The sequence below is a fragment of the Klebsiella pneumoniae complex sp. WS1778 genome (genome assembly GCF_049472055.1).
Lineage (GTDB): Bacteria > Pseudomonadota > Gammaproteobacteria > Enterobacterales > Enterobacteriaceae > Klebsiella > Klebsiella quasipneumoniae.
Genome location: NZ_JBKGTJ010000003.1, coordinates 680,156 through 706,489, shown reverse-complemented (window position 1 = coordinate 706,489; position 26,334 = coordinate 680,156). Strand labels below are relative to the sequence as shown.

At 59.5% G+C, this 26,334-nt stretch carries 26 protein-coding genes and 1 pseudogene; 16 read left to right on the top strand and 11 right to left on the bottom strand.

Annotated features, from left to right (window positions below; genetic code table 11):
* Positions 1-6 precede the first annotated feature (6 nt).
* From ACLEXF_RS18015 to ACLEXF_RS17980, 8 genes are all read left to right on the top strand, one after another.
* Entirely contained in the window at positions 7-870 is an 864-nt protein-coding gene (locus ACLEXF_RS18015; RefSeq protein WP_407259619.1) for a sugar phosphate isomerase/epimerase family protein, read from the top strand.
* Entirely contained in the window at positions 867-1,955 is a 1,089-nt protein-coding gene (locus ACLEXF_RS18010) for an isopenicillin N synthase family dioxygenase (protein WP_407259618.1), read from the top strand. The genes ACLEXF_RS18015 and ACLEXF_RS18010 overlap by 4 nt, the downstream gene beginning before the upstream one ends.
* Positions 1,955-2,758 carry an ABC transporter substrate-binding protein gene (locus ACLEXF_RS18005; RefSeq protein WP_186921289.1) on the top strand — a complete coding sequence of 268 codons (804 nt, stop codon included), beginning with the start codon at positions 1,955-1,957 and terminating at the stop codon, positions 2,756-2,758. Before ACLEXF_RS18010 ends, ACLEXF_RS18005 begins: the two co-directional genes overlap by 1 nt.
* Positions 2,759-2,788: 30 nt before the next feature.
* The gene (locus ACLEXF_RS18000; RefSeq protein ID WP_023318955.1) at positions 2,789-4,309 is read left to right on the top strand and encodes an amino acid ABC transporter permease/ATP-binding protein; all 1,521 of its coding nucleotides are present in this window, start codon (positions 2,789-2,791) and stop codon (positions 4,307-4,309) included.
* Complete coding sequence (locus ACLEXF_RS17995) at positions 4,310-5,038, top strand: class II aldolase/adducin family protein (RefSeq protein WP_004899997.1); 729 nt, start codon at positions 4,310-4,312, stop codon at positions 5,036-5,038.
* A gap of 5 nt (positions 5,039-5,043) precedes the next feature.
* On the top strand, positions 5,044-5,976 hold the full coding sequence (locus tag ACLEXF_RS17990) for a 2-hydroxyacid dehydrogenase (protein WP_064795142.1): 933 nt from the start codon (positions 5,044-5,046) through the stop codon (positions 5,974-5,976).
* 60 nt (positions 5,977-6,036) lie between these two features.
* The gene (locus ACLEXF_RS17985; protein WP_043521343.1) at positions 6,037-6,831 is read left to right on the top strand and encodes an SDR family NAD(P)-dependent oxidoreductase; all 795 of its coding nucleotides are present in this window, start codon (positions 6,037-6,039) and stop codon (positions 6,829-6,831) included.
* Positions 6,832-6,986: 155 nt separating this feature from the next.
* Complete coding sequence (locus ACLEXF_RS17980) at positions 6,987-7,607, top strand: hypothetical protein (RefSeq protein ID WP_004205741.1); 621 nt, start codon at positions 6,987-6,989, stop codon at positions 7,605-7,607.
* Between the two features lie 54 nt (positions 7,608-7,661).
* Here ACLEXF_RS17980 and ACLEXF_RS17975 read toward each other — a convergent pair whose 3' ends face one another.
* Complete coding sequence (locus ACLEXF_RS17975; protein ID WP_048295410.1) at positions 7,662-8,423, bottom strand: transporter substrate-binding domain-containing protein; 762 nt, start codon at positions 8,421-8,423, stop codon at positions 7,662-7,664.
* A 551-nt stretch (positions 8,424-8,974) separates the two neighbouring features.
* Here ACLEXF_RS17975 and ACLEXF_RS17970 point away from each other — a divergent pair.
* Positions 8,975-9,526, top strand: a complete 552-nt coding sequence (locus ACLEXF_RS17970) for a fimbrial protein (protein ID WP_017900630.1) — start codon at positions 8,975-8,977, stop codon at positions 9,524-9,526.
* Positions 9,527-9,568: 42 nt separating this feature from the next.
* Positions 9,569-10,258 carry a fimbrial biogenesis chaperone gene (locus ACLEXF_RS17965; RefSeq protein ID WP_180242164.1) on the top strand — a complete coding sequence of 230 codons (690 nt, stop codon included), beginning with the start codon at positions 9,569-9,571 and terminating at the stop codon, positions 10,256-10,258.
* On the opposite strand, the gene ACLEXF_RS17960 is transcribed toward ACLEXF_RS17965, so the two are convergent.
* The 5 genes from ACLEXF_RS17960 to exaC all read right to left on the bottom strand — a co-directional run bounded on the left by ACLEXF_RS17960 (position 10,255) and on the right by exaC (position 17,607).
* Positions 10,255-11,349, bottom strand: coding sequence for a fimbrial protein (locus ACLEXF_RS17960; RefSeq protein ID WP_048325436.1), 1,095 nt, complete (start codon positions 11,347-11,349; stop codon positions 10,255-10,257). The two genes, ACLEXF_RS17965 and ACLEXF_RS17960, sit on opposite strands and share 4 nt — an antisense overlap.
* 7 nt (positions 11,350-11,356) lie before the next feature.
* Positions 11,357-13,912: a fimbria/pilus outer membrane usher protein gene (locus ACLEXF_RS17955; protein WP_407259617.1), complete on the bottom strand. Its 2,556-nt coding sequence runs from the start codon at positions 13,910-13,912 to the stop codon at positions 11,357-11,359.
* Between the two features lie 36 nt (positions 13,913-13,948).
* Positions 13,949-14,611 (bottom strand): fimbrial biogenesis chaperone, encoded by a 663-nt coding sequence (locus ACLEXF_RS17950; protein ID WP_032426129.1) that lies wholly within the window; start codon positions 14,609-14,611, stop codon positions 13,949-13,951.
* A gap of 194 nt (positions 14,612-14,805) precedes the next feature.
* On the bottom strand, positions 14,806-15,387 hold the full coding sequence (locus tag ACLEXF_RS17945; RefSeq protein WP_064150752.1) for a fimbrial protein: 582 nt from the start codon (positions 15,385-15,387) through the stop codon (positions 14,806-14,808).
* Positions 15,388-16,086: 699 nt separating this feature from the next.
* Entirely contained in the window at positions 16,087-17,607 is a 1,521-nt protein-coding gene (exaC, locus tag ACLEXF_RS17940) for an acetaldehyde dehydrogenase ExaC (protein WP_004205728.1), read from the bottom strand.
* Between the two features lie 264 nt (positions 17,608-17,871).
* Here exaC and ACLEXF_RS17935 point away from each other — a divergent pair, with 264 nt between their 5' ends.
* A complete protein-coding gene (locus tag ACLEXF_RS17935) occupies positions 17,872-19,659 on the top strand; it encodes a sigma-54-dependent Fis family transcriptional regulator (RefSeq protein ID WP_004205727.1) in 1,788 nt (595 codons plus the stop codon).
* A 2-nt stretch (positions 19,660-19,661) separates the two neighbouring features.
* On the opposite strand, the gene ACLEXF_RS17930 is transcribed toward ACLEXF_RS17935, so the two are convergent.
* Both ACLEXF_RS17930 and ACLEXF_RS17925 read right to left on the bottom strand, forming a co-directional pair.
* Positions 19,662-20,258, bottom strand: a complete 597-nt coding sequence (locus ACLEXF_RS17930) for an undecaprenyl-diphosphatase (RefSeq protein WP_004205726.1) — start codon at positions 20,256-20,258, stop codon at positions 19,662-19,664.
* 59 nt (positions 20,259-20,317) lie between these two features.
* On the bottom strand, positions 20,318-21,235 hold the full coding sequence (locus tag ACLEXF_RS17925; RefSeq protein ID WP_032456493.1) for a LysR family transcriptional regulator: 918 nt from the start codon (positions 21,233-21,235) through the stop codon (positions 20,318-20,320).
* Positions 21,236-21,338: 103 nt separating this feature from the next.
* On the opposite strand from ACLEXF_RS17925, the gene ACLEXF_RS17920 reads away from it, so the two are divergent.
* The 3 genes and pseudogenes from ACLEXF_RS17920 (at position 21,339) to ACLEXF_RS17910 (ending at position 22,872) form a co-directional block, all read left to right on the top strand.
* Positions 21,339-21,944, top strand: a complete 606-nt coding sequence (locus ACLEXF_RS17920; protein WP_004205724.1) for an FMN-dependent NADH-azoreductase — start codon at positions 21,339-21,341, stop codon at positions 21,942-21,944.
* 74 nt (positions 21,945-22,018) lie between these two features.
* Positions 22,019-22,318, top strand: a complete 300-nt coding sequence (locus tag ACLEXF_RS17915; RefSeq protein WP_048295417.1) for an ArsR/SmtB family transcription factor — start codon at positions 22,019-22,021, stop codon at positions 22,316-22,318.
* Between the two features lie 7 nt (positions 22,319-22,325).
* Positions 22,326-22,872: pseudogene (locus tag ACLEXF_RS17910) on the top strand (rhodanese family protein).
* On the opposite strand, the gene lpxO reads toward ACLEXF_RS17910, so the two are convergent.
* Positions 22,853-23,755, bottom strand: a complete 903-nt coding sequence (gene lpxO / locus ACLEXF_RS17905; RefSeq protein WP_004205722.1) for a lipid A hydroxylase LpxO — start codon at positions 23,753-23,755, stop codon at positions 22,853-22,855. The pseudogene ACLEXF_RS17910 and the gene lpxO overlap by 20 nt on opposite strands.
* 205 nt (positions 23,756-23,960) lie before the next feature.
* Between lpxO and ACLEXF_RS17900 the strand changes: the two genes are divergently transcribed.
* Entirely contained in the window at positions 23,961-24,140 is a 180-nt protein-coding gene (locus tag ACLEXF_RS17900; RefSeq protein ID WP_004205721.1) for a hypothetical protein, read from the top strand.
* A gap of 77 nt (positions 24,141-24,217) precedes the next feature.
* On the opposite strand, the gene stpA is transcribed toward ACLEXF_RS17900, so the two are convergent.
* On the bottom strand, positions 24,218-24,619 hold the full coding sequence (gene stpA / locus ACLEXF_RS17895) for a DNA-binding protein StpA (RefSeq protein ID WP_004205720.1): 402 nt from the start codon (positions 24,617-24,619) through the stop codon (positions 24,218-24,220).
* 728 nt (positions 24,620-25,347) lie between these two features.
* Between stpA and alaE the strand changes: the two genes are divergently transcribed.
* A complete protein-coding gene (gene alaE, locus ACLEXF_RS17890; RefSeq protein ID WP_004205719.1) occupies positions 25,348-25,797 on the top strand; it encodes an L-alanine exporter AlaE in 450 nt (149 codons plus the stop codon).
* Positions 25,798-25,875: 78 nt separating this feature from the next.
* On the opposite strand, the gene ACLEXF_RS17885 is transcribed toward alaE, so the two are convergent.
* On the bottom strand, positions 25,876-26,238 hold the full coding sequence (locus ACLEXF_RS17885) for a DUF2002 family protein (protein WP_004205718.1): 363 nt from the start codon (positions 26,236-26,238) through the stop codon (positions 25,876-25,878).
* Positions 26,239-26,334: the final 96 nt, after the last annotated feature.

Sequence of the window (26,334 nt, the reverse complement as noted above, 5' to 3'; positions counted from 1 at the left end):
GCCGCCATGGAGCTGAAATGCTTTCGCACCCTCTGGGGAGTGACGACCCCCTGGCCGCAAACGCTGGATGAACTGCAGCGCGTCGGCTGCTGCGGTATCGAAGCCCGCGTCCCGTTGACGGCGGAGGAGCGGCGGCAGCTCGCCGACCGCCTGCAGGCGTCGGGGCTGGAGTATATCGCCATCCTCTTCAGCGGCGGTGGGGTGCTCCCCGCCCAGCATGAAACGCCGGAGCAGCATCTGGCGCGCCTGCAGACCCGCTTCGCCGAGGCCAGCAGCCTCAACCCGCGCTTTGTCAATCTGCTGGCGGGCAACGATCGCTGGCCGCTGGCGCAGCAGGTCGATTTTCTCGGCAAGGCGCACGAGCTGGCCGCCGGGTTTGGGTTGACCTGCAGCTTTGAAACCCATCGCGCCACCTCGCTGTACAGCCCGTGGCTCACCCTGGAGATCGTTCAGCAACTCCCCCAGTTGCGCATTACCGCCGACATCAGCCACTGGGTGGTGGTCAGCGAGCGCTTGCTGGATGACCCCTGCGATGACTTCAGCGCCTTTATCGACCGCGTGCATCACGTGCAGGCCCGGGTGGGCTACGACCAGGGGCCGCAGGTGCCGCACCCGGCGGCGCCGGAGTATCAGCCGGCGCTGGCCTTTGCCGAGCGCTTCTGGGAGCAAATCTGGCATTCACAGCGCCGGCGCGGCTATCAGCAAACTACCCTGACGCCGGAGTTTGGCGCCGACGGCTATCTGCACCACCTGCCGTTCACCAACGTTCCGGTGGCCGATCTCTGGTCGCTCAACGCCTGGATGGCCGCGCGCCAGCAGGCCCACTTTCAGCAGTTTTTAACGCTCACTGAACAGGAACCGCAGCCATGACCGCCGTGAAGCACGCTTTTACTGAACTCCCGACCATCGATATCCGCGATCTGGCCGGCGACGATCTCGCCAGGCGCCAGGCGGTGGCCGACGCCATCGGCCGCGCGGCGCGCGAGGTGGGCTTTTTCTACATCACCGGCCACGGCATCGACCCGGCGCTGATCACCGGCGTCCGCGCGGCGGCGAAGCAGATCTTCGCCCTGCCGATGGAGGAGAAGATGAACTACTACATCGGCCGCTCCAAAAGCCATAAGGGCTACGTCCCGGAAGGAGAAGAGATCTACGGCGCCGGCAAGCCGGACCATAAAGAGGCGTTCGATATCGGCTTCCAGGCGGCGGACGACCATCCGCTGGTGCTCGCCGGTACGCCGCTGATCGGCGCCAACGAGTGGCCCGATCTGCCGGATTTCCGCGCGCGGGTGCTGGCCTACTACGATGCAGTCTTCGCCCTCGGCCACCGCCTGTTCGACGCTTTCGCCCTCGCGCTCGGCCTGCCGGAAGGGTATTTCAAACCGATGGTGACCTGCCCGCCGGCTAAGCTGCGGCTAATCCATTACCCGTTCGACGCCAGCGTCGAAGATGTTCCCGGAATTGGTGCACACACCGACTATGAGTGCTTCACCCTGCTGCTCGCCGACCAGCCCGGGCTTGAAGTCCTCAATGAAGAAAGCGTGTGGATCGACGCGCCTCCCGTCACGAACGCCGCCGGAGAAGAGGCGTTCGTGATCAATATCGGCGACATGCTGGAAGTGCTCAGCGCTGGCACATTTGTTGCTACAGCCCACCGGGTGCGCAAAGTGCCGCAGGAGCGGTACTCCTTCCCGCTGTTTTTCGCCTGCGATTACCACACGCTGATCCGCCCGCTACCGACCTTTCTGGCCGCCGGCGAAGCCAGCGAATATCAGGAGCTGAGCATCGGAGAGCATATGTGGAGCCAGGCGCTGCAAACCTATCGCTATCTGCGCGAGAAGGTCAATCGCGGCGAGCTCCAGCTGCCGGAGCGCGCGCGCGGCACCAATACCTTTGGCCATTTGAAAAAACAGGCACAGCAAAAAAACCCCCTAACCCCCCGTGAGGAACCATGATGACTAGCACCCTGAAAAAAATCTCGCGCCGCGTCGCGCTTACCCTCGCCGTCAGCGCCTGTTTCTCCTCTGTCACCCAGGCGGCGGAACTGCTGACCGAGGGCGTCTTTAAGGTGGGGATGGAGGTTACCTACCCGCCGTTTGAGTCCTATGACAGCAATAACAACATCGTCGGTCTCGACCCGGAGTTCGCGACGCTGATCGCCGAGCATCTGCAGGCCAAACCGCAGCTGATCGACACCAAGTTCACCAGCCTGATCCTCGGCATCGGCAAGAAATATGACGCGGTGATCTCCGGGATGTACGTGACGCCGGAACGCCAGAAGCAGGCCGACGCCATCCCTTACGCCCTCTCCGGCGCGTCGATCATCGCCCTGAAGGGCGGCGCGGTGCAGCCGAAAACCGAAGATGAGCTGTGCGGCGTGAAGGTCGGTCTGCAGGCAGGCACCACCTGGGTGACCAGCCTGAAAAAACACTCCGATGAGTGGTGCCTGAAAAACGGTAAACCGGCCATCACCATTCAGGAGTTCCCGACGGCGCCGGAAGCCTCCCAGGCGCTGCTGTCGAAGAATATCGACGCCCAGCTCGAGATTGCCCCGGCGGCGCAGATTATCGTCGATAAGAGCCGCGGTCGCCTGGCGATAAGCTCGACGCGCCTGGTCTACCCGCTGCCGCTGGGGATCTACGTCGCCAAAGGCAACACGGAGCTGGCGGAGGCGATTAAGGCCACCCTCGCCACGCTGAAAGCCAACGGCCAATATGCCGCGCTGATCAAAAAATACAACTTAGAAAGCATCGATTAAGACAATAAGCACTGCGCAACAGGAGTCGGTATGGCGTTCGATTGGGGATACTTTTTTTCATTGTTTAGCATTGGGGCATTCTGGCAGGCGTGCGTGACCGTGATCGTGGTCAGCACCTTGTCCTGGGGGATCGGCCTGGTGGTCGGTTTTCTGCTAGCCTGCGCGAAGCTCTCGGCGCCGCGCTGGATCAAGATCCCCGTCGAACTCTATATTTGGTTTTTCCGCAGCGTGCCGCTGATGGTGCTGCTGGTGTTTGTCTACAACCTGCCGCAGCTGTTTCCGGTGACCCAGCCGCTGCTCGGGGTGCCGTTTATCGCCGGGCTGGTGTCGATGACCGTCACCGAAGCGGCCTATATGGCGGAGATCCACCGCGGCGGGCTGTTGTCGGTGGCCAAAGGGCAAAGCGAGGCGGGCCATGCGCTGAGCTTCAGCTTTATCGGCATCCAGCGGCTAATTATTATTCCTCAGGCGTTTCGCATCTCGCTGCCGACGCTGATCAATGAATACATCACCATCATTAAGCTGAGCTCGATTCTGTCGGTGGTCTCCTTACCCGAGCTGCTGCTCACCGGCCAGCGCTTGTACGCGCAAAATTTCCTCGTGATGGAGACGCTGCTGGCGGTGGCGGTGTACTACGTCATGGTGGTTACCGTCTTCACCTGGCTGTTCCGGGGGCTGGAGAATAGCCTCGATATTCAGCGCAAGCGTCCGCAAACCCTCAGCGAGGCGGAATGCCAGGCGCTGCGCCAGAGCCTGCCGGCGCTGACGGAGGAGATCAAAACTCCGGCCGTCAACGGCGCGCCGCCGGCGCTGGATCTGCGGGGCATCCGCAAATCCTGGGGTCAGCATGAGGTGCTGAAAGGCATCGATCTGCAGGTGGAGAACGGGGAGGTGATCAGCATCATCGGCCCGTCCGGCTCAGGCAAAACGACCCTGATCCGCACCATCAACGCCCTCGAAAGTATTGATGGCGGGGAGATCATTCTCTACGGCGAGGACTACCTGAAAGGCGGAGCCATCGTCGATAAACGCCAGATGCGCGCCGGGGTGCGGCGTATCGGCATGGTCTTCCAGAGCTTCAACCTGTTCCCCCACCGCACGGTGCTCGACAACGTGATGCTGGCTCCGCGCTACCACCAGCTGCTGGATCAGCCGGTCGCCCGCGAGCAGGCCCTGGCGCTGCTCGACCGCGTCGGTCTGCTGGCCCACGCCCACAAATACCCCGGCCAGCTCTCCGGCGGCCAGCAGCAGCGCGTGGCGATCGCCCGGGCGCTGGCGCTGAAGCCGGACATCATGCTGTTTGACGAACCGACCTCAGCGCTGGATCCCGAGCTGGTGGGCGAGGTGCTGAAGGTCATTCAGTCGCTGGCCCGCGAAGGCATGACCATGCTGATTGTCACCCACGAGATGGATTTTGCCCTGTCGATTTCCGACCGCGTGGTGCTGATGGAGAACGGCGTGGTGCAGGCCGACATCGCCCCGCAGGTGATCCGCAGCCCGCTGGAGGCCCCTTCTCTGCAACGAATCCGTGAATTTATGGGAGTACGCTAAATGGCAACTGAGCAACACCTGCGCCAGCAGTTGGCCGCCGCCTACCGGCTGGCGGCGCTGTTCGGCTGGGAGGATACCCTCTACACCCACTTCTCCGTGCGCCTGCCCGGCGATGGCGAGCCGCGTTTTTTAATTAACCCCTTCGGCATGATGTTTGACGAAGTCACCGCCAGCAACCTGATCGTGGTGGATATGCAGGGCAAGGTCGTCGAGGGCGACGCGCCAGCTAACTCGGCGGGCTTTACCATCCACAGCGCGGTGCATATGGCCCGGGAAGACGCCCACTGCGTGATCCACACCCATACGCTGCCGGGAATGGCGGTGGCCGCCTGCGAGGACGGCCTGCTGCAGCTTAACCAGATCAGCACCGAGTTTTACCAGCGCGTCGGCTACCATCCCTATGAAGGGGTGGCCTTTGACCTCGACGAACGGGCGCGCATCCAGCGCTCGCTGGGGAATAATATCGCCATGATCCTGCAGAGCCACGGCCTGCTGTCGGTGGGCCGCACCGTGGCCGATGCGTTTTACATCATGTACTACCTGAACCGCGCCTGCGAGATCCAGATGGCCACCGCCCAGCTGGCGGCCCTCAGCCCGATCCACACCATCGCTCCGCACCTCAGCCAGCACGCCTGCGAGCAGCTGATGGGCGTGGAGCATGAACGTCAACAGGTCTGGCAGGCGTGGCTGCGCCGTCTTGACCGTCTCGATACCTCTTACAAAGACTAACGCCTATGTCTGATATCACTATCGTTGTGGATTGTAACGACGCGGATTTCGCCCGCGATATTTGCGCCGCCCTGCAGCAGTTTCCCGACGTCACGGCGCTTCTGCCCCATCACCAGGCGGCACGCGACGCCCAGTACGCCAGCTGCTGGTTCCCGGACCCGCAGCTGCTGAGCCGCTCGCCGGGGCTGAAGCTGATCCAGGCCGCGTCCGCCGGGGTCGATCATCTGCCGCCCGCGCTGTTCGCCAGCGAGATCCCGCTGTGCCGGGTGATCGATGAAGATTTTCGCCACGGCATGTTCGAATATGCTCTGTGGAGCGTCCTGTGGTTTCAGCGCCATTTCGACCGGGCGCTGGCCCACCAGCGGACCCAAACCTGGAAGCTCTATCCCCAGCGCGCCGCCGCCGACTTCCATATCGGCATTATGGGGCTCGGCGAAATTGGCGGCTATATCGCCGACCAGCTGGCCCGCCTTGGCTATCGGGTCTCTGGCTGGTCGCGCAGTGAAAAGCAGCTGGCTGGCGTCACCTGCTATCGCGGCGCGGAGGCGCTCGACAGCTTCCTCGGGTCGCTTGACGGACTGATTAACCTCCTGCCGCTCACCGCTCAGACCCGGGGTATCCTCGCCGCGCCGCTGTTCAGCCGGCTTCCCGCCGGAGCGGTATTAATCAACTGCGGGCGCGGAGAGCATATGGTCAATGAGGATGTACTGGCGGCGCTGGAGAGCGGCCAGCTCGCCGGCGCAGTGCTCGACGTCTTCCCGCAGGAGCCACTGCCGGCTGACGATCCGCTGTGGCGCCATCCGCAGGTGGTGATCACCCCGCATATGGCCTCTGCTGCCCCTGCCGAGGTGATCGCCCGCCAGCTGCTGGAGAACATTCAGCGCCAGCGTCGCGGGCTGCCGCTCAAAAACCTGGTCAATAAGCACGCCGGTTACTGATCCCCACCGATACCGTCGCTGCTACGCTTAATGGGTGATTCACAACCAGAAGGCAGGAACATGAAGATTGATTTATCGGGGAAAGTCGCGCTGGTCACCGCCTCCACGGCGGGTATTGGCTTTGCTATCGCCAAAGGCCTGGCGGAGAGCGGCGCAGAGATCATCATTAACGGGCGCAGCGAGCAGAGCGTGAACGCCGCCATCGCTCGTCTGCAAAATGAGGTGTCGGGCGCGAAGGTGCGACCCGCCATCGCCGACCTCAGCGGCGCCGACGGCGCAGCCCAGCTGCTGCGGGCGGTGACCGGCGTCGATATCCTGGTCAATAACGCCGGGATCTATGGTCCGCAGGATTTCTACGCCACCGACGACGCGACATGGGACAACTACTGGCAGACCAACGTCATGTCCGGCGTACGCCTGTCGCGGGGGCTGCTGCCGGCGATGGTCAGCAAAGGCTGGGGACGGGTGGTGTTTATCTCCTCGGAATCGGCGCGCAATATCCCGGCGGATATGATCCACTATGGCGTCACCAAGACCGCCCAGTTGTCGCTGGCCCGCGGCCTGGCGAAATATGTCGCCGGCAGTGGAGTGACCGTTAACAGCGTTCTGCCGGGGCCGACGATTTCTGACGGCTTTGCCGAAATGCTGAAAGACGAAGTGGCGAGAACCGGCCAGTCGCTGGAGGAACTGGCGAAAGCGTTCGTCATGACCCACCGTCCGAGTTCGGTGATCCAGCGGGCGGCCTCGGTGGAAGAGGTCGCCAATATGGTGGTCTACGTCTGCTCGCCGCAGGCGTCGGCCACCTCCGGCGCCGCGCTGCGCGTCGACGGCGGCGTGGTGGATGATATTCTCTGACGCCTCTCATTCAGGGGAGTCCCCCTCCCCTGTCGCCTTTCCCGGCGCTAAAAAGCGCAAAATGTTAAAAAACAGCCGCAAAGTCGCACAAAGTGAACAGGAACATGTATTCCCAAAACTTATGATATTTGTTTTAACTATAAGTTGTGGTGTTAATGTCTCTGTTACGAAGCTTGCTTTTCTTTCTCGGCGCGGCGGTCGCAGCCGCTCTCGCGGTACTCTGCCTGTGGGTGGATATTCGGGTATTTGGCAACGACATCCCGGAGGTGTCGCTGACTGAAGTGGTGCAGGAGAGCGTGCTGGCCGTCATCGTACTGGTTCACTTCCTGCTGGCGCGCAACTACCCCCACTTACGCTACAGCAATATCCTCATCGGCGGCTTCTTCCTCGCCATGCTGATCCGTGAGCTGGATGGCCTGTTTGATTTACTTTCCCATGGCAGCTGGGTGTGGTTTGCCCTGCTGGCCACCGCGGGGTCGCTGCTGGCGCCGCTGCGCCATCTGCGTCAGACCCTGTCGCAGCTGGCGGCTTATACCCGCACGCCCTATTACGGCATGATGATCAGCGGCCTGCTGGCGATTCTGGTCTTCTCGCGGCTGTTCGGCATGCACGGCCTGTGGTACGCCGTACTGAATGAGAACTTCGCCCGGGTGGTGAAAAATACGGTGGAGGAAGGCAGCGAGTCGTTTGGCTATATGCTGTGCCTGACCGCCACCCTCGGCTACGCCTGCTACTTCCGCGGTCTGGCGCGACAGGCGCTGTCGCCGCAGGGCTGACTGCGGCCGATAACCACCGCCGGACGCGCCCGCCGGCGGTGACGCGCCGCCGCGTTAACCGCGAATTTTCCACTTCCGTTTGAGAACCTCTTTGTCCTGGCTATCCAGCCACTGGTTCACTTTCTCCAGCAGCGCCGGATTATCTTTACTCATCATATACACCTTATCGCTGGCGGTGCCGGCGAACGGCGTCTCGTTGGCGACGCAGAACACACCGGGTTCTTTGCTCTGGTAATAGTCGCCTTCGATCAGATCGGTCACCATCATATCGGCCGTTTTCTGCCGCAGCGCCTCCAGATTATCGACGTTGTTCTGTACGCGAATAATCTGCGCCTGCTTAATATGCTCATCGACAAAGCTCTGGTTTGTGCCGCCAGGGTTGACGACCACCTTCACCTCCGGACGGTCAATCTTCTCCAGCGATCCAAGCCGTGGCGCAGCCTGACAGTTGGCTAAGGCGATTTTACCGTTCGCCACCACCGGGTGGCTGAGGGCGAAGTCCTTCGCCCGCGCCGGCGTCTGCGTCACGCCGCCCATCGCAATATCGAATTTGTCCGCCTGCAGATCGGCGGCGAGCGCGGGCCAGCTGGTGTAGACGAAGCTCACCTTCAGCCGCAGCGTGCGCCCGAGATCGCGGGCCATGTCGACGTCATAGCCCTGCAGCTCGCCGGCGGCATTGCGAAACGCCAGCGGGGCGTAGTCGCCCGGCACGCCGACCTTCAGTTCACCGCTGCGCTCGATGGTTTGCATATCGCGCGCCTGGGCGCCGCAGGTCATTATCGCCAGCGTCAGCGCCAGCCCCACCGTCAGTTTCATCTCGCCATCCTTATTGTTATCGGGTTTGCGCGCCGGGGTGGCGGGCCGCTTCTCAGTCAGCACCCTCCGCCGCGCGTAACAGGGAATTCATCCTATTTTTAAATTCCGGGACATACAACCCGGCGTGGCGGTTGCCGATCGCAAATCTGACAACGAAACAGGGCTACGCCCGGTGAATGATTTCTCATCCGCCGGGCGTAGCCTTACGCCAGCGATCGTATTTTCCAGCCTGACGTGATGTCGAAATTAGGTTCAAAAACAGCAGCAGGAAAAATCTAACTCATTGTATTAAAATAAAAAAACATTTTATCTCGCGATATTCCCCCTTCCACTCTGGTCATTGTCCGTCTTATTTACTCCGCTATTTCCCCACGCTAATATCCCGGTAAAGCGATAATAAATAACACGCGCAGATTATTTCCAGACGTAAATAAATTGGTAAGTTAAATAAACTAATTAAAAACATATCCAGTGCAAATAATTCCCCCCCCTGACGCGGCAGAATTCATGCTCTGGCGATCTGTTTTATCGGCAATACAGAAGGAAAGAAAATGAAATTAATCTCGCTGTGTCTGGCGACATTGGTTGCCGGACTGGTTGCCGGCCCGGTTGGCGCGGCAGACGGCACGCTGAACTTTATCGGTAAGGTTGTGAACGGGGCATGCAAGCTTGAGGGAGCGGGCGACAACGGGGTCATCAACGTCAGCATGGGCGACATACCGCTGTCGCGGCTGAAAAACAGTCAGTCTGGCACCGGGCCGGCGGTAGGTGTCGATATTCGCGTCAAAGATTGCGAGAAAGGCACCTACTATATTGTGGTGGATGGCCCCACCCCCGCCGGCATGCCTGAACATCGCGTACTGGCCCTCGACGGCCGCGGCAAGCCGGCCGGCAACGTAGGAATTCTGCTCACCGACCGTACAGGCACTCCGCTCAGCCTCGATGAACGCATCGATCCGCAACACGATCCCCGCATTGAGATCCCGGTGGACGGCGGCTCCGGCACCTTCAGGCTCAAAGCTTTCTACTACACCTGGGATAAAGCCCACATGGATCCTGGCGACGGCAACGCGACGGCCCGGTTTACCATTATGCAGGAATAGCTTTCCGGTCAGGGATGCAACGTCGACGTAAAGGAAGCGATCATGAAAACTCAGGTGGCTGTTTTGCTCAGCGCATTGGCCTTTCAGGCCTGCGCCGGGATAACCATTAATGCCTCACGGGTGATCTATTCAGGAAAAGACAAAGTCGCCAGCCTGAATATCAATAACCGCAGCAGCACCCCCTATAAAGTGCAGATCTGGCTGGACGCCGGGCTCAATGCCTCGCGCGTCGGCCTGCCGATGGTGGCGACGCCGCCGCTGGTCTATTTATCGCCGCAGCAATCCGCCCAACTGCGCTTTATCTATCTCGGCAGCGGGCTGCCCGACGATCGGGAAAGCCTGTTCTGGGTCAATATCCAGGAGACGCCGCCGACCGCCGGCGACAATCATACGCTGCAATTTGTCGTCCGCACCCGTCTGAAGCTGTTTTATCGTCCACTCGCCATCGCCACCACCCTCGTCAAAGAGGTGCAAAAGCTGCAGTGGCAGCAGAGCGGCAATAACCTGCGCTTGACGAACTCAGGCCCTCTGCATATCACCCTGGTCAACGGGGCGCTGATCGATAATAAAGGCCACCTCTCGCCGATGAGAAACGTGATGCTCCGGCCCTACAGCAGCCATACCGTAATGACCACCGACAGCGCTCGCCTGTACCAGTTGAACTATATCGACGACTACGGCGCGGTAGTGCCGATCCCGCTGCAGGGCAGTCTGCCCCCGGGGCCAGGCTAGTTATACTCCAGGGCGAAGGTCACCATGCTGTTGGCCGTGCCCGCCGCCACGGTGGCGTCGGTTTGCACATACTGCGCGTTAAAATTGATAGCCTCGGCGGTCCCGGCGCTGGCGCCGGTTACCCTTTTCAGGATCGGAAGATTGCTGGCCTCATTGATCTTAACGCTGGTGCCGTCGGGCACCGCCGCGCCGGGGTTATTGCCGTAGGTCAACTTCACGCCGACGCCGCTGGCGCTGTTGCTGACTTGGCTCAGCGCCAGGGTATCGCTCTCCACGCTCACGCCGAAAAAGCCGATGCGCACGTCGGTCGGCGTCGGACAGAACACCGGGATCGAAAAGCGCTTCGCCTGGCCGCCGGTGCTCCCTTTACCGTGAAACTCCGCCCGGTTTACCGTGCCCAGAGAGACCTGGATCGAGGACGTCGTCACCTGACAGCTACCGCTGCTGCCGATGTCCACGTTCAGGGCAGCCATATCGATACTGACCGGCGCGCTGGCGACATAGCTGGCGCTGCCGCTGGCCTGCTGCTCAATGGTCATCTCCCCCACCTGCGGCAGCGACGGCGAGTTGGTATGCGTCCCGTCCGCCAGCTGCACCGTCCCGGTTTTATAGAAGGTCACCGCGATCCTGACCGTGGTTTGCTGCTGCGTCATCAGCGCCGGGAGCATCGCGCTGTCGCACACCACCACCGACTCGCCGCCCGCGGAGTGGCTGCCGTCGATAGCGCGCATCGGGCCGCCCGCGCACTGAAAGCTGAGCGAGTACCCGATGCCGTCGATGGCGCTGGGGTAGACGTGCTGTCCGTTAATCACCACCGGCGCGCCGCCGGTTTTCAGCTGCTTATAGACGATGCGTTTGGCGCTCGCCGTCGGCAGCTGCAGGTCGCAGGAAAAAGGGATCCCACTGCCGTTATCCGCCATCGCGCTGGTCATCTGGGTATTGATCGGCAGCGTGGGTAAATACTTGATATTGGGAATATTGACCGTGGTCTGACCGATATTCGCGCGGCAGGTTTCCGCCCGCACACCGGGAAGATAACCGCTCAGCGTCAGCAGAAAGAGGAAAGGAAGTAGACGAAAAACAGATTTCATAGCCGCCTCAGCGTGTCTGGCACAGTCCGGAGACGGTTTTCACCGTGTTCAGACTCTGCTGTGGGTTATCCGGAAGATGAAAATGCAGCCTGCAGCTCTGCGACTGGTTGTTCACGACCCAGCTCACCGCCAGGGTCCCCTCCTGCGGTACGCCGCTGAGGTACACCTGGCCGCCGTCAGCCACCATGCCGCCCGGCGCATTGCCGCTCTCCTCCGCCGTGACCAATTGCGCGCTGGCGCCAAACGGTAACGGCCCGTGGGCATTGCGGAGGGTAAACAGCACCCGGTTGCCAATGTGGGTCCGGTAGTTGGCCATCACCACCGCGCCGCCGCTGGGGATCACCGTCTGCCCCTGCTGGTCGACGTCGGTATCATCCGCCATCGACTCCGTGTCGAGGGTAATGACATTTTTCCGATAGGCGGTGAGGGACGGCACCACGGCATAGCCGCGCCAGTCGGTGTGCACATTGTTGCCGTTTTGTACCGCCACCCCGGCGGCCCCCGGCGCGCGGACGATGGCGAAGCTCTCACCCACCGTCTGGCCGAAAGTGACCCCGTGCGGATGCGCGACCACCGAGCCGGCGCCTCCCCAGGTCAGCTGGTTGCTGGCGGCGTCATGGCGATAGCCAAGCTGGGCGTTGCCGAAGCCGCCGTGGTAGTCGAGAGCAGCGCTGCTATTGCTGCCTCGTCCCTGATTGCCATAGCCCTGCTGAACCGAGTAGAACAGGTTCGGCCGCGACGGCACCGCGCCATACAGCGACACCTGCTGCGAGGTATAGCCATTGCTGTCCGAGGTGGTGTTGTAGCTCACCGCGCTGTCGGACAGCGGACCACCCAGCGGAATATTGATATTGAAAGACCAGGAGCGATCATTTTTTTGCTGACCGCTGGCGCGGGTGTAGTAATAGCCCCCCCCCCAGGAGATCCCTTTCCAGGCGCTGTAGAACCCGAGATGTACCGTCTCATCCCGGCTCTGCCGGTGCCAGTATTCCTGCGACCAGGCGGAAACCGCCAGACTCCCCAGATCGCCAAGGCTTTGCGACACCGAGATCTCTTCCCGTCGGCGCCGGTTGTCCAGCTGCCCCTGCGCGCTTTCCAGGGCGCTGGCTTCGGCAAAATCGTAATAGCCGCTGGAGGAGTAGCGATAGCTGGCGAGGCTGAATGCGGTGCCCGAGCTGACAAAATTTTTCTGATACTGAGCGCGCAGCGAATGGCCCGCATAGCGCTTACCCGACGGGGTACGGGTGACGGCCTGGGTGACGTCGCCTCCCAGCGATCCGAATTCGCCGAAGCCGCGGCCCAGGCCCAGCGCCCATGACTGATAGTCCTGGGCCAGCTGCGTGCCGCCGTAGAGGGTAAATCCCGCCGACAAACCATAGAACAGGGTGCCCTGCAGGAATTCCGGCGAGCGCACCGAATCCGCCCCGGAGTGGTAGCGGCCGGCGCTGAGGCTGAATTTGCCTCGCCCTTCGCGCAGCATATACGGCACGGCGGAATAGGGTTGGGAAAAGGTGCGCACCGAACCATTGCTCTCGGTCACCTTCACCTCCAGATCGCCGCTCTGCGAGGTGGGGTAAAGATCGCTGATGGCGAACGCCCCCGGCGACACAAAGGTTTCGTAAATCACATATCCGTGCTGGGAGACGGTCACTTTGGCATTGCTGTGCGCCACGCCGCGAATGGTGGGGGCAAAGCCACGCTGGCTGTCCGGGAGCATCTCATCGTCAGACATCAGCTGTACGCCGCGAAACGGGATACTGTCAAACACGTCGCCGGTGGTGTAAGTATCGCCGATCCGCAGCAGACTCTTCAGCGAGCGGACGTCGCGCTGCAGCCAGGTGCTCTGTGAATCCCAGTGTCGGCGCTGCTGGTCGTACTGCATTGAGGAGACGTTGCGCAGCCGCCAGGCGCCCAGGTTCACGCCGCTGCGTAAATTGAGATAGTTTGAGCGGCTGCTCTCCCCGTCATCGGCGTTCTTGATTTGCGCGCCGGAAAAGTAGTAATCGACAAACGCGGCCGGCACGCCATCGTCCCAACGCGAGGGATCGACATAGCCGCGGCTTTGCACGTTCATCGCCGCCTGGGGAATACTCAGCGTCAGGCGCTGGTTAGCGAAGGTGAAGCGGCTGCTGGCGTCGGGAATAAACTTCTCGATCCGGGTGAAGGTCTCACCCTCATGCAGCGTTTGAAAAGCCGGAAACGCGCTAACGTTAACCCCATACTCCGCCAGCTGCCCGGGCGTCAGCACCGGCTGCAGCTTCCCGCCATCGTCAACAAACGTAATATCGGCCTGGCCCAGCTCCTGGTCGTTAACCACCACGGTGACAGGGTAAGTCCCCGGCTGCTGTCCGCCGGGTTTGGCGAAGTAGTGCAGATCGGAGGTTTGCTGCTGCGGGTCGGCAAACTCCAGCGCCGCCGGGTCAAAATAGTCGTCAGCCAGCGCCCGGCTCAGCGGGCTGAGACAACAGATCATCGTCGGCAGCGTCGCCAGCGCCAGCGCCCGTCCGGCGGTGACGGGCAACGCGGCATACTCCCGCACCCTGGCTGTTGTTATTCTTTTCATGCTGGCGCCGTCCGGTAAGCTCATTACAAAGGGGAATTACTGCTGGGCGAAATCGCTGACGCCGCCGTAGTCGTTAATCGCCCGCCATTTGACGGTGCCGTGCCCGCTCACCGACCACGTTTTCTGACCGAAGGGGGCCACCATGCCAGGGTCGTCAATTGCCTGTCCGCCCACCGCGACGGAATAAAAAGAGACAAAATAGGGAGTGGGGTTTGCCACCGTCAGATGACCGCCGGACTGGCTAAACTTCAGCTGCTGCCAGGCTTTCGCCGGGTCGCCCGCCAGGCCGTTGGGGCGATAGAAGATTTTGAATTTCGACTTAATATTGACCTGCAGCTTGTTCACCTCGCCCTGGGGCGTCGGGGCGATACTTTTGACGTTCAGCCAGTAGACCGATTCACGGTCGCTGGGCAACGAGGCGCCAATAAAGTTAATGCGCAGGACGTTATTTTGCTCCGGATCGAGACGGAACAAGGGCGGTGTGACAATGAAGGGCACCCTGGCCTTATCGTTTTCCGCGTAATTTTCCACCCATGACTGCACCAGATAGGGCGTATGGGTATCGGCATTAGTGACTGAAATAGCAGCTTCACGCTTCCCTTCCTGATAAATCACACGGGTTCCACCCATGACAATACCGGCCTGCGCTGCCGTGGAGCACAGCAGAAAGGCCGCAACGGCAATTATTTTCTTCATCATGACTTACCATCAGGCAAAGGTTGAACAGACAATAAAATAAAGCAGTAAATAACAGAGCCAGTACCCGTCGGGATAATTAGCAAAAACAACTATAGCGTCACGAATATATTTCATGACTTCATGACAATTATCTCTTTAGCTATCTGCAATTAATCAGGACGCAATGAACTGACTCTGAATAACGTGCAATATGATTAGTTATAAATCATATTGAAATTAGCCGTACCGTCGGCTTTACCTGCCGTCACGGTCGCCGCGGTGGAGACATAGTCGGCGTAAAACTCGAGGTCGGCAGTGCCGGTGCCGCCGCTGGAACCCGGAGTGACCGTTTGTTTTGCGGTCGTTTTACCGAGGCTGACCGCCGTCGTCTGATCGTGCTCATACAGCTTAATGGCTACGCCTTTGGCGCCGCCGTTGATGGCCAGCAGGGAGGTATCCGTCTGTTCACGCGCGCCGTCAAACAGCACGGCGACGGTAGTCACGCTGGCCGGGCAATCTTTCACTTTGATATGGAAAGGAGTTTTCGTGGTTTCGGCGCCGGTGCCGGTAAAATAGTTGCTGGCCCATTTGCCCAGATCCACAGGCTGGCCGGAAGAATTACTATCAACGTTGCAAGAGCTGTCGGTGATCGACCCATTGAAGGTGATCTGCCCGCCGGCGCCTTGCGCACTGGTGCCCGAGTTTGGATTAATGGTATTGGCCGCAGTAGCCTGGAAGGCGACGCCAGAAAGCAGCGCCCCTATGAGGATGGTGATAAAGCGAGGTTGTTTTTTCATTATTTATCTCATCGTTAACGAATATATTTTCCATCATCGCTAATAGCTCCATAGCTATCGCGAAACGGCTCGTCAGCTCCTCCCTGTAAATGTTCATTGCGTTCCTTCCGCAGGATAGTAGGCACACGTTCTCTCCACTCTGCTTTATTTCGCCAACAGATGGCCATGAATGACAAGCAGAAGAAAAAAGAGTTATTTTGATGTGCGAAATAAATATATTACCCGAAGTATCAAAAGGCAACCTGAGTAAATGTTAATTGTAGGTTAACAACTGTATTCGCCATAAACTTAATTTTTGAAATGGCTTTTCAATGTTAATTTACATATCTATACAAAAGAAATTAAAATACCTTTAAACAACAACAGATCAATTCCATTAACAAATTTAAAGATAAGTGTTCAAAAAGTCGTCTTGTTTTATTGTGCGCTTGCCGGGCAGCACCAAAAAATTAGGAATTTTCCTGGTATTAATATTCATCATTTCTACACAAACGACGCTAAGACAGTCAGCCCCATCCGATAATTTCTTGTTCTGGAAGTGTTTTTATTTTCAAGTGAAAGTAGTTATATCAGTGATGTGAATATATCGCCGTTGCCGCCGATACTAACCCATCGTTTGCATGGGGTTATTTTGAAGTAAAAAAAATCCGCAACCCGAACGGATTGCGGACTGAGGATCACTCAGTAATGAGATGGGCTTCAGAACAGGCCCAGCGGCGCGGTGCCGTAGCTCACCAGCAGGTTTTTGGTTTGCTGGTAGGCATCCAGCGCCATCTTGTGCGTTTCCCGGCCGACGCCGGACTGTTTATAGCCGCCGAACGCCGCATGCGCCGGATAGACATGATAGCAGTTGGTCCATACGCGACCCGCTTTTATGCCGCGGCCCATGCGATAGGCGAGGTTGGTATCGCGCGTCCACACCCCAGCGCCGAGGCCAAACTGGGTCTCATTGGCGATAGCCAGCGCTTCCGCTTCGTCCTTAAAGGTGGTCACCCCGATCACCGGCCCAAAGATCTCCTCCTGGAAGGAGCGCATATCGTTGCGGCCTTTAATTAGCGTGGGCTGAATATAAAAACCATTATCCAGCGCCGGCGCGATAGCCGCCCGCTCGCCGCCGGTCAGGATTTGGCCGCCCTCTTCCCGGGCAATCTGAATATAGGAGAGGATCTTGTCGAACTGCTGGCGGGAAGCCTGGGCGCCGATCATGGTGTCGGTATCTAACGGATCGCCGCGGCGGATCTGCGCCACCTTCTCCATGACCCGCGCCATAAAGGGCTCATAGATGGATTCATGGATCAGCGCCCGCGACGGGCAGGTACAGACCTCACCCTGGTTGAAGAAGCCGAGCACCAGCCCCTCCACCGCCTTCTCAATAAACTCCTCTTCTCCCTCCATCACGTCGGCGAAGTAGATATTGGGCGATTTGCCCCCCAGCTCGACGGTGCAGGGGATAATATTCTCCGCCGCGCAGGCGAGAATATGCCGCCCGACCGGCGTGGAGCCAGTAAATGCCAGCTTGGCGATACGTTTGCTGGTGGCCAGCGCCTCGCCCGCCTCTTTGCCGAAACCCTGCACCACGTTCAGCACCCCGGCCGGGAACAGATCGCCGATCAGCTCCAGCAGCAGAGTAATACTCAGCGGCGTCTGTTCCGCCGGCTTGAGCACCACGCAGTTCCCCGCCGCCAGGGCCGGGGCCAGCTTCCACGCGGCCATCAGCAGCGGGAAGTTCCACGGGATAATCTGACCGACAACCCCCAGCGGTTCATGGAAATGGTAAGCCACCGTGGTTTCATCAATCTCGGCGGTACTCCCCTCCTGGGCGCGCAGGCAGCCGGCGAAGTAGCGAAAATGATCCACCGCCAGCGGCAGGTCGGCGTTCAGCGTTTCGCGGATCGGTTTCCCGTTGTCCCAGCTCTCCGCCACCGCCAGATATTCCAGATGCTGTTCAATACGATCGGCGACCTGCAGCAGCAGCCGGGAGCGCTGCTGCACTGAGGTTTTGCCCCACGCCGGCGCCGCACGGTGGGCGGCGTCGAGGGCGAAGTCAATGTCTCTGGCATCCGACCGGGGAAACTGCGCAATGTTGCTGCCGTCTACCGGGGAGGTATTCATAAAGAATTCACCGCTCAGCGGCTCGACAAATTTACCGTCAATAAAGTTGCCGTAAGCGGATTTAAATGAAACCAGGGCGCCGGGCTGGCCAGGGTGTGCATAACGCATCGCAAATCTCCTTCTGTAGGGTTGAGACGCAGCGGCATATTGATTTTTTAAACTTGCCGCCGAACGCTTCTCACTTTGCAGGGGTTATGCCAGTTTTTTATTTACTTTAAATCTTTTTTATTTATTAATAGGTTGCCTTCACTAACTGGGCAGATGGTCAGCCACTGTTGCACGGGTTTCCACTTATGTGTTGCAAATCGCAACACCAAATAAACCAAATAGCTACAATATTGCAACACAGCAACATCGACCCAGAGGTGCCCTGTGCCAGGCAATCCCTTTCTTCTCGCACCAGAGGTTAACGCCAATCCCCTGCTGAGCGATTCATGGTCTCGCTGCCAGCGCTACGGTCTGGATCCCGCTACCGAGGATTTTCCCCGCCTCGACGCCGGCGAGCTGGCGGATCGACTCGCCAGCCACCGCAGCCTGCAGCAGTTGGCGCAGCCGGTGGTGGAAGCCCTGTCGCGCCAGGTGGCGGACCTGCAGTCGGTGGTGATCCTCTCCGACCCCGGCGGTCTGGTGCTGCACACCGTTGGCGATACCCAGGCGATGCAAAAGGCGCAGCGCGTGGCGCTGGCGCCCGGCAATCTGTGGAGCGAAAGCGGGCGTGGGACCAACGCCATCGGCACCGCGCTGGCGATTGACGACGGCTGCGAAATCGATGGCCGTCAGCACTTTCTCACCCGCAACCAGAATCTGTACTGCGCGGCGATGCCGCTCCAGCGGCCGGACGGAAGTATCGCCGGCGTGCTGGATATCTCCGGCCCGGCGGATTTTCCCCACCAGCACACCTTTGGCTGGGTGAAAGCAGCGGCAAAGCAGATTGAGTATCTGTGGGTGAAGCAGAGCCTGCATCCTGAGCAGTGGCTGATGAGCCTGCACCGGCAGGTGGACAAGCTCGACAGCGTCGAGGAGCTGCTGCTGGTCTTTTCCGATAACGTCCTCACCGCCGGCAACCGGCTGGCGATGCGCGAGTTCGGCCTGAGCGCGGCGCAGTTTGGCCAGCTCACCTTTGCGTCGCTCTTTCCGACGCTGACGCAAACGGCGGTCAGCGTTCCCCTGCCGCTGACCACCCCGCAGGGTCGCTATCACTATCGCCTGCGCGAGCCCACCCGCCGCCGGGTGGCGGTGAGCGCCCCGCCGGCCATGCAGCTCCCCTTCACCAGCCCGCGGGAAGGCGAAAAGCTGCTCCGGCTGCTTAACGCCGGCATCGCGCTCTGTATTGAGGGGGAAACCGGCAGCGGCAAAGAGTATGTCAGCCGCACGCTGCACCAGCACAGCCGCTGGCGCAGCGGTAAATTCGTCGCCATTAACTGCGCCGCCATTCCGGAATCGCTGATCGAGTCCGAGCTTTTCGGCTACCAGCCGGGGGCGTTTACCGGCGCCAGTAAAAATGGCTATATCGGCAAAATCCGCGAAGCCGAGGGCGGGGTGCTGTTTCTTGATGAGATCGGCGATATGCCGCTGGCGCTGCAGACCCGCCTTCTGCGGGTACTGCAGGAGAAAGAGGTGGCCCCGCTGGGCGCCAGCCGCAGCGTGCCGGTGAACTTCGCCTTGATCTGCGCCACGCACCGCAACCTGACCCAGCGGGTCAGCGCCGGCGAATTCCGCGAAGATCTACTGTGGCGCCTGCGGGAGTATGCCCTGGCGCTGCCTCCGCTGCGCGAGTGGCCAGCGCTGGAAACCTTTATCGCCACCCTGTGGCGCGACCTGGGCGGCGCTTCGCGCCGGGTGACGCTGTCCACCGCGCTGCTGACCCACCTCAGCCAGCTGCCGTGGCCGGGAAACGTACGCCAGCTGCAGAGCGTCCTGAAGGTGATGCTGGCCCTCGCCGATGAGGGCGACACATTAACGCCCGATGCGCTGCCGGAGACTTATCGCACCGCGCCTGCGCCGCTGCCGCGCGGGGGATTGCAGGCCCATGACGAGCAGTTGATTGTCGATACCCTCGCCAGAGTCAACGGCAACGTCAGCCGGGCGGCGCAGATGTTGGGCATCGCCCGCAGCACGTTATACCGTCGCGCCGCCCGTGCCGGACGGCCACGCCGCTGAGACTATGGCGTAAAGCGCGCCGGCAGCCAGGAGAACATCCGCCGGCTGACGGCCTCGCACAGCAGAACCAGTCGTGGGCCGACCGCCTGCCAGACTCGCTTCGCCACGATGACCCCACCGACGGCGACCAGGGCCGCGCCCACCATATCCAGCGGAAAATGCACCCCAAGATAGATCCGCGACCAGGCCACCGGCAGCGCGGCCAGCAGCATCAGCAGGCCAAGCGCCCGCAGGCGCAGCGACAGCAGCGCAAACGCAGCACTGAACATCACCGTACCGTGATCGCTGGGAAAGCTGTTATCCGCCGGATGGCTTATCCAGGTATGGCCGAGGGGGATCATAAACGGCCGCGGATGGAACCAGAGCGTCCCGCACACCATCCCCAGCCCGAGGGAAATGATCACGGCCAGGGTCATAAACAGCGCCTGACGATGTCCCTCACGGCCACCGAGAAACCACAGGCCGAGCGCGATCGTCGGCATCATAAACACAATGCCATTGGCGCAAAAACTGGCCAGCGACAGCAGGCCATCCGCGGCGCCAGGCTGCGCGTTAAGCGCGAAAAAAACAGATTGATTCAGGGTTTCCAGGGCGTTCATGGCGATAGCTCTCAGTCGTCATCTTTCTGTCATTATCGCCCGGATGCCTTAAGATACCCTTAACCGCTGGGCGGTGTGCTTTTAGCAAGGCGCAGTCCTTCCCGCAGGGCATCGATCGCCACCCGCGTTTTTTGCGGCAGCCACGGCCCTTCCGGCCACACCGCGTGGATAGCGAAACGCACACGGCCGCTGGGCGCCAGAACCTGCTGCAGCGTCCCGTCGGCGAGCGCCTGCGCCACCAGCCAGTCCGGCAGCCAGGCGATGCCCATCCCCTGCTGCGCCGCGGCGGCGATGGCGGCAAAGTCATCCTGCACCAGCCACGCCTCCGGGGTGAAGCGCACTTCGCCCTGCTGCGGGTCGTAAAGTTGCCATTTTTGCAGCTGACCGTTATGCAGATAGCCGAGGGTGCGGTGCTCGCTCAGCCCGGCGATGGTCTGCGGCGCCGGCTGGCGGCGCAGGTACTCCGCCGCCGCGCACAGCACCATGCCATGCTCCCCCAGCGCCCGCGCCCGTAGCGACCCGGTATCGGCCAGGCTCCCGATACGCACCGCGAGATCAAACCCCTCTTCCAGCAAATTGACCTGCCGGTCGCTGTAGTGGAGCTCGAGCTTCAGCAGTGGATAGCGCTGACTCAGGCGGAACAGCAGCGGCGCCACGCAGCGCTGGCCAAACAGCACCGGCAGCGAAATCCGCAGCCGTCCCTGCACCTCGCCTTTGCCGCGCTGCAGCGCTTCTTCGGCCTCGCGAATGCGACCCAGCGCCTCCCGACACTGGTGATAAAATTGCTCTCCCTCTTCCGTCAGCAGTTGCCTGCGGGTGGTGCGCTGGAATAGCGCCACGCCGAGACGCGCCTCCAGCCGGGCAATGGTTTTCCCCACCGCCGATCGCGTGACGTGGAGGATCGTCGCCGCGCTGGCAAAGTTACCGCTCTCGACCACAGTGACAAACACCGGGATCGCGTTCAGATCGTCGCGCACAGATTGGTTCCTTACGGGATACAATAGCGGAAAATAATGTCACTCCAGAGAGAAAAAAGACAGTGTTAGTCTCTGCCTCTACCCTTTACCTGAGGCACTTATCATGGCTAACGTTCTGGTATTAAAATCCAGCATTAATGGCGAAACATCCCTGACCAATCAGCTGATTAACGAATTTCTCGCGGCGCGCCAGGCGGCGGGTCACCCCGATCGGATCCGCGAACACGATCTCAGCGCCATGGCGCTGCCGACGCTGGATGGCGCGCTGTTCGCCGCCCTGCGCGGGGCGGCGGATCCGCAGCCGGCCATCCGCGCGGCGGTTGCGCTCTCTGACCAGCTTATCGCCGAGTTAAAAGCCAGCGACCTGCTGGTGATCGGCGCCCCGATGTATAACCTCAACGTCCCGACCGACCTGAAGAAATGGTTCGACCTCGTGGCGCGGGCGCGGGAAACCTTTCGCTACACCGACAGCTGGCCGCAGGGGCTGGTCGAGGGCGTCCGGGCGGTGGTCGTCAGCAGCCGCGGCGGTATTCACCAGGGCGAAAGCACCGACGCCGTCACCCCCTATCTGCGCGCAGTGCTGGGGCTGATGGGGATCCATGAGGTGGAGTTTATCTATGCCGAAGGGCTGGATAACCGCCCGCACGGTCGCGACGCCGGGATCGCCAGCGCCCGTGCGCAGATAGCCGATCTCGCCGTTCCGGCCTGAGTCACGGGAAAATGTGCTGGCGCTGGCGGTCTTTTTATTTTAGAGTTATCTAAATTTAGAAAAAGCTAAAATACATGACTACACCTGAAGATCTGCAGGCCCGCGCCGGAGAAGCCGCCACGCTAATGAAAGCGATGAGCAATCCTCACCGATTGCTGATCCTGTGCATGCTGTGCGACGCGCCGCGGGCCAGCGCCGGTGAACTCGCCCGCGCCACCGGCCTGAGCCCTTCCGCCACCTCGCAGCATCTCGCGCGGATGCGTGACGAGGGGCTGCTCGACAGCGAACGCGACGCTCAGCGTATTCACTATTTCATCACCCATCCTGCAGTACAGCAGGTGATCAACACGCTGAAAACGCTCTATTGCCCGTGAGGAGCCTATGACCATCGCCACCTTAACCCCTGCCGAAGCCCGGGCGCAGATTGCCCAAGGCGCGAGACTGATAGATATCCGCGATGCGGATGAATACGCGCGCGAACATATTCCCGATGCCGAGCTGGTGCCACTCGCCACCCTGAACGGCGGCGCGACCCTAAACGCCCGGGCCGGCGAGCGCGTGATCTTCCACTGCCAGGCCGGCTCCCGGACGCAGAATAACGCCATTCGTCTGGCCGCCGCTGCCGCGCCGGCGCAGGTCAGCCTGCTGGCGGGTGGGATTCAGGCGTGGAAAGCCGCGGGGCTCCCGGTTGAGGAAGATAAATCGCAACCGCTGCCGCTGATGCGTCAGGTGCAAATTGCCGCTGGCGTTCTGATTTTACTGGGGGTGCTGCTGGGCTATACCGTGAACGGCGGCTTTTTCCTGCTCAGCGGCGCGGTCGGCGCCGGGCTCACTTTCGCCGGGGTGACCGGCTTTTGCGGCATGGCGCGCCTGCTGGCGATCATGCCGTGGAACCGGCGCCAGGGGAGTTAAAACGCACTCCAGATAAGCCAGGCAATGCCGCCGAAAAGCAGCCATTTGACGATGTAATAGACCGTCTTATTCCATTTTTTCAGCCGCTTGCCGACAATACGGATCTGGTAGATATAGCGAAATGCCCGGTTAATTCCGCCGGTGCGATCGCTGGCGTCGTTGGGCGCCGAGGCGGCGCTCATCAGATAGCGCCCCAGCCAGTGGTTGACCTTCTGCGCCCAGCGGTAGCGCATCGGCCGTTCAATATCGCAGAACAGAATCAGTCGATTCTCACCGCTGGTATTTTCTGCATAGTGGATATAGGTCTCGTCAAACAGCACGCCTTCCCCGTCGCGCCAGCTGTAGCGCTGACCATCCACCTCGATAAAGCAGCGGTCATCGTTCGGCGTCGCCAGGCCAAGATGAAAGCGCAGGGAACCGGCGTAGGGGTCGCGATGGCGCGGCAGACGGCTGCCGTCAGGCAGGGTGGCGAACATGGCCGCTTTTACCGACGGGATATCCCGCAGCAGCGCGGTAGTTTGCGGACAAAGCTGGCTGGCGGAAGGATGGGCATCCTCATACCATTTCAGATAAAAGCGTTTCCAGCCGGTTTTAAAAAATGAGTTAAATCCGGCGTCATTATATTTATCGGCCGCTTTAATCTGCTCCAGTTGCTGGAGGCGGATCCCTTCTTCGCGAATAACCAGCCAGTTCTGCTGCAATATCGCCAGCTCGGGAAACATCTCCGGGCGCAGATAAGGCGTATTCGGTACGCGGGAAAATAAATACATAAATCCATTCAGCGGCGCGGTAAATGTGGAATGGTCGGAGAGCTGTCGCCAGAAACGATAGCGCACCCGTCCGCGGTAATGGACATACAGTACAGCAATAACAATGATCAACAGAATGATATACTTCATGGTGTCTTTCCTGACCTGATTGGTGGTAACCCTACCCTCGCCGTCCCCCCTTCTCAGCAGCGGTATGGCGCCAGCAAAACATTAACAACTCTAATACATATACCTCCAAATTGTTTTAACAAAAAAGAGCACACCCGGTGTTCAGTGAACGGGCGTTGAGCTATGGTTTAGGTTCATACGTAGTATTAACAGTGAGGAGTGAATGATGTTTTCTGTCGGCGATCTGGTGCAACCGCGTGCGGGCGGGCCAAAACTGAAAGTGATCGAAGTGCAGGGCGAGGATCTGGTGGTGGTTCAGGCCGCTCAGGAGCAGGGAGAACGCTATACGCTGAAGTCAGACGAGGTGACGCGATATCAGGAAGAGGGAGACTTCGGCGTCTGCTGAAGCTCCCTCGCTGCAGGTCATAAGGCCAGGCCGGGCGGTGGGTCTTCCCCGCCGTCGTGGCGCTGGCCGAATCGGTTTTAAATTAAAAAGCTGTCCAGCGATTTCCCCTCGGCGACCGCCAGGGCAATCGGCTTCGGCATTCTTCCCTGGCCGGTCCAGGTTTTCTCGGCGCCGGTATGATCGGTATAACGATATTTCGCCGGGCGCGGTTTCCGCTTTTTACCGCCCGCCATCGGCGGCTGAATATCGGCCACCAGCTCGTCAGGAGAAATACCGTCGGCGCGCATCAGCTCAAGCCAGGTATTCACTTTTTCCTGATATTCCGCTTGCTGCTGTGCCGCCAGCTGCTGTTGCGTACGTATTTCTTCAGTGACGATCCTGAGCTTTTCCAGCATCTCTTCAAGCACGTCAATGGAGAATTCACGGGACAGCGCGCGCAGTGAACGGATATTATTCAGTTTGTGTAACATTGAAGACATAAAATTAAAAAATTCCAAATAGCAAATTAAAAGACACAACGCGGCAAGTGTAATAGAAACGTTTATTTATTTCCAGCCTGCGGTTGTCCAGATAAATATATTATGCAGAGAGTAAATCTCTTCCGCCTGCCCTATATCGGAAAATCCCCGATTCTTTTTCGCCAGCGCGGGCCAACGAGACCATGAATAAATAAAAGCGGCGGATAGTGAGATAGGAAAATATATTCAGCAGGCGATATTACCTTTATGGTCAGCGGCTTATCCTCTTATCGTCGGCGGATGCGCAGGCCTTCTCAGCCCAACCTAATGAATAGTTACTCGGCCATTCAGAATAAAACGCCACTCGGCATTTTAGAATTTTCCACCACAAAAACCGGCATAATGGCATAAAAACATCTAAACGAGACACTCATCACAGGCTAACGCGATTTTGCGCCACGGCGAGTGCTCAGACGCCGAATCGTGGGTCAAACATCACGGCAAAAAACAACATAACCATATGAAATAAAACACATTTAACAAAATAAGCAATAAAAGTAGCGTAACGGGCAGAAAACCAACCGTCGCAGAGTATTTTATCGACAAAAAGGCAATAAATAAAAATTTATAGCTAGTTGCCACTTTTAATGCAGAGATATACTCTACGCACATCAAAACAGGCAGCCCAAAAACGCTATACTAACGCGCATTTTTCGGCGTTTTTGACTTCATTTTCGAGGAGCACTCCGATGTTCTCTGCGCACTCCCGCTTGCGGCATGCGGTTGCAGACACCTTTGCGATGGTGGTTTACTGCACCGTCGTCAACATGATGATCGAAATTTTTCTCTCTGGTATGACGTTTGAGCAGTCGTTATCGTCGCGCCTGGTGGCGATCCCGGTCAACATTATTATTGCTGTTCCTTACGGGATTTATCGCGATTTCGCCATGCGTCAGGCCCGGCGCATCACTCCGGCCGGCTGGATGAAAAATATGGCCGACGTGCTGGCCTACGTGACCTTTCAGTCGCCGGTATATGTCGCCATTCTGTGGAGCGTGGGTGCGGACTGGCACCAGATTGTCGCTGCGGTGAGCTCGAACCTGGCGGTATCGATGATGATGGGCGCCGCTTACGGCTACTTCCTCGACTATTGCCGCCGCCTGTTCCGCGTGGCTCCCTACCAGCAGGCAAAAGCCTGACCGACCCGTTAACAGCGACTGGCTCTGCCAGTCGCTTCCTCCCGCCAGCCGACTTCGCCCGGGCCTTTATCCAGCGAATTAATTCGTCGACATGGCCGGCTTAGCTTCGCCAAATAGCCCATTCAGAAAACGCTCAAGCGCCATGCGTGAGCTAAATCCGTGCGGAATTCCATAATGCTGCTGCGCATCCCCGGCTAAATACAGCGGAAACTGTTCATAATGGTCGCAGGTTTTGATATCTGAAGCCGGTTCAGCCAGCATATTGCTGCGCTCTTTTAACGCCGGATGAATAACTAACGCTGTTCGCCCCATGCGCGCTTCGCGGTTCACATAAACATAATTATCGCCGCGGCGATAGCCGTACGCTTTTTGCGTCACAACATCCATGGTGAAGCCGGCTTTTTCAAGAACACGCGCCACCTCATCGGGTCTTAAATACATACTGATTCCTCGTTATCTTTTACCGCACATTGACCTTACCTTATTCATTAAGGGCAGTGCTTTCGGAATATTCCAGAAACCACAGCAGTAAGCATA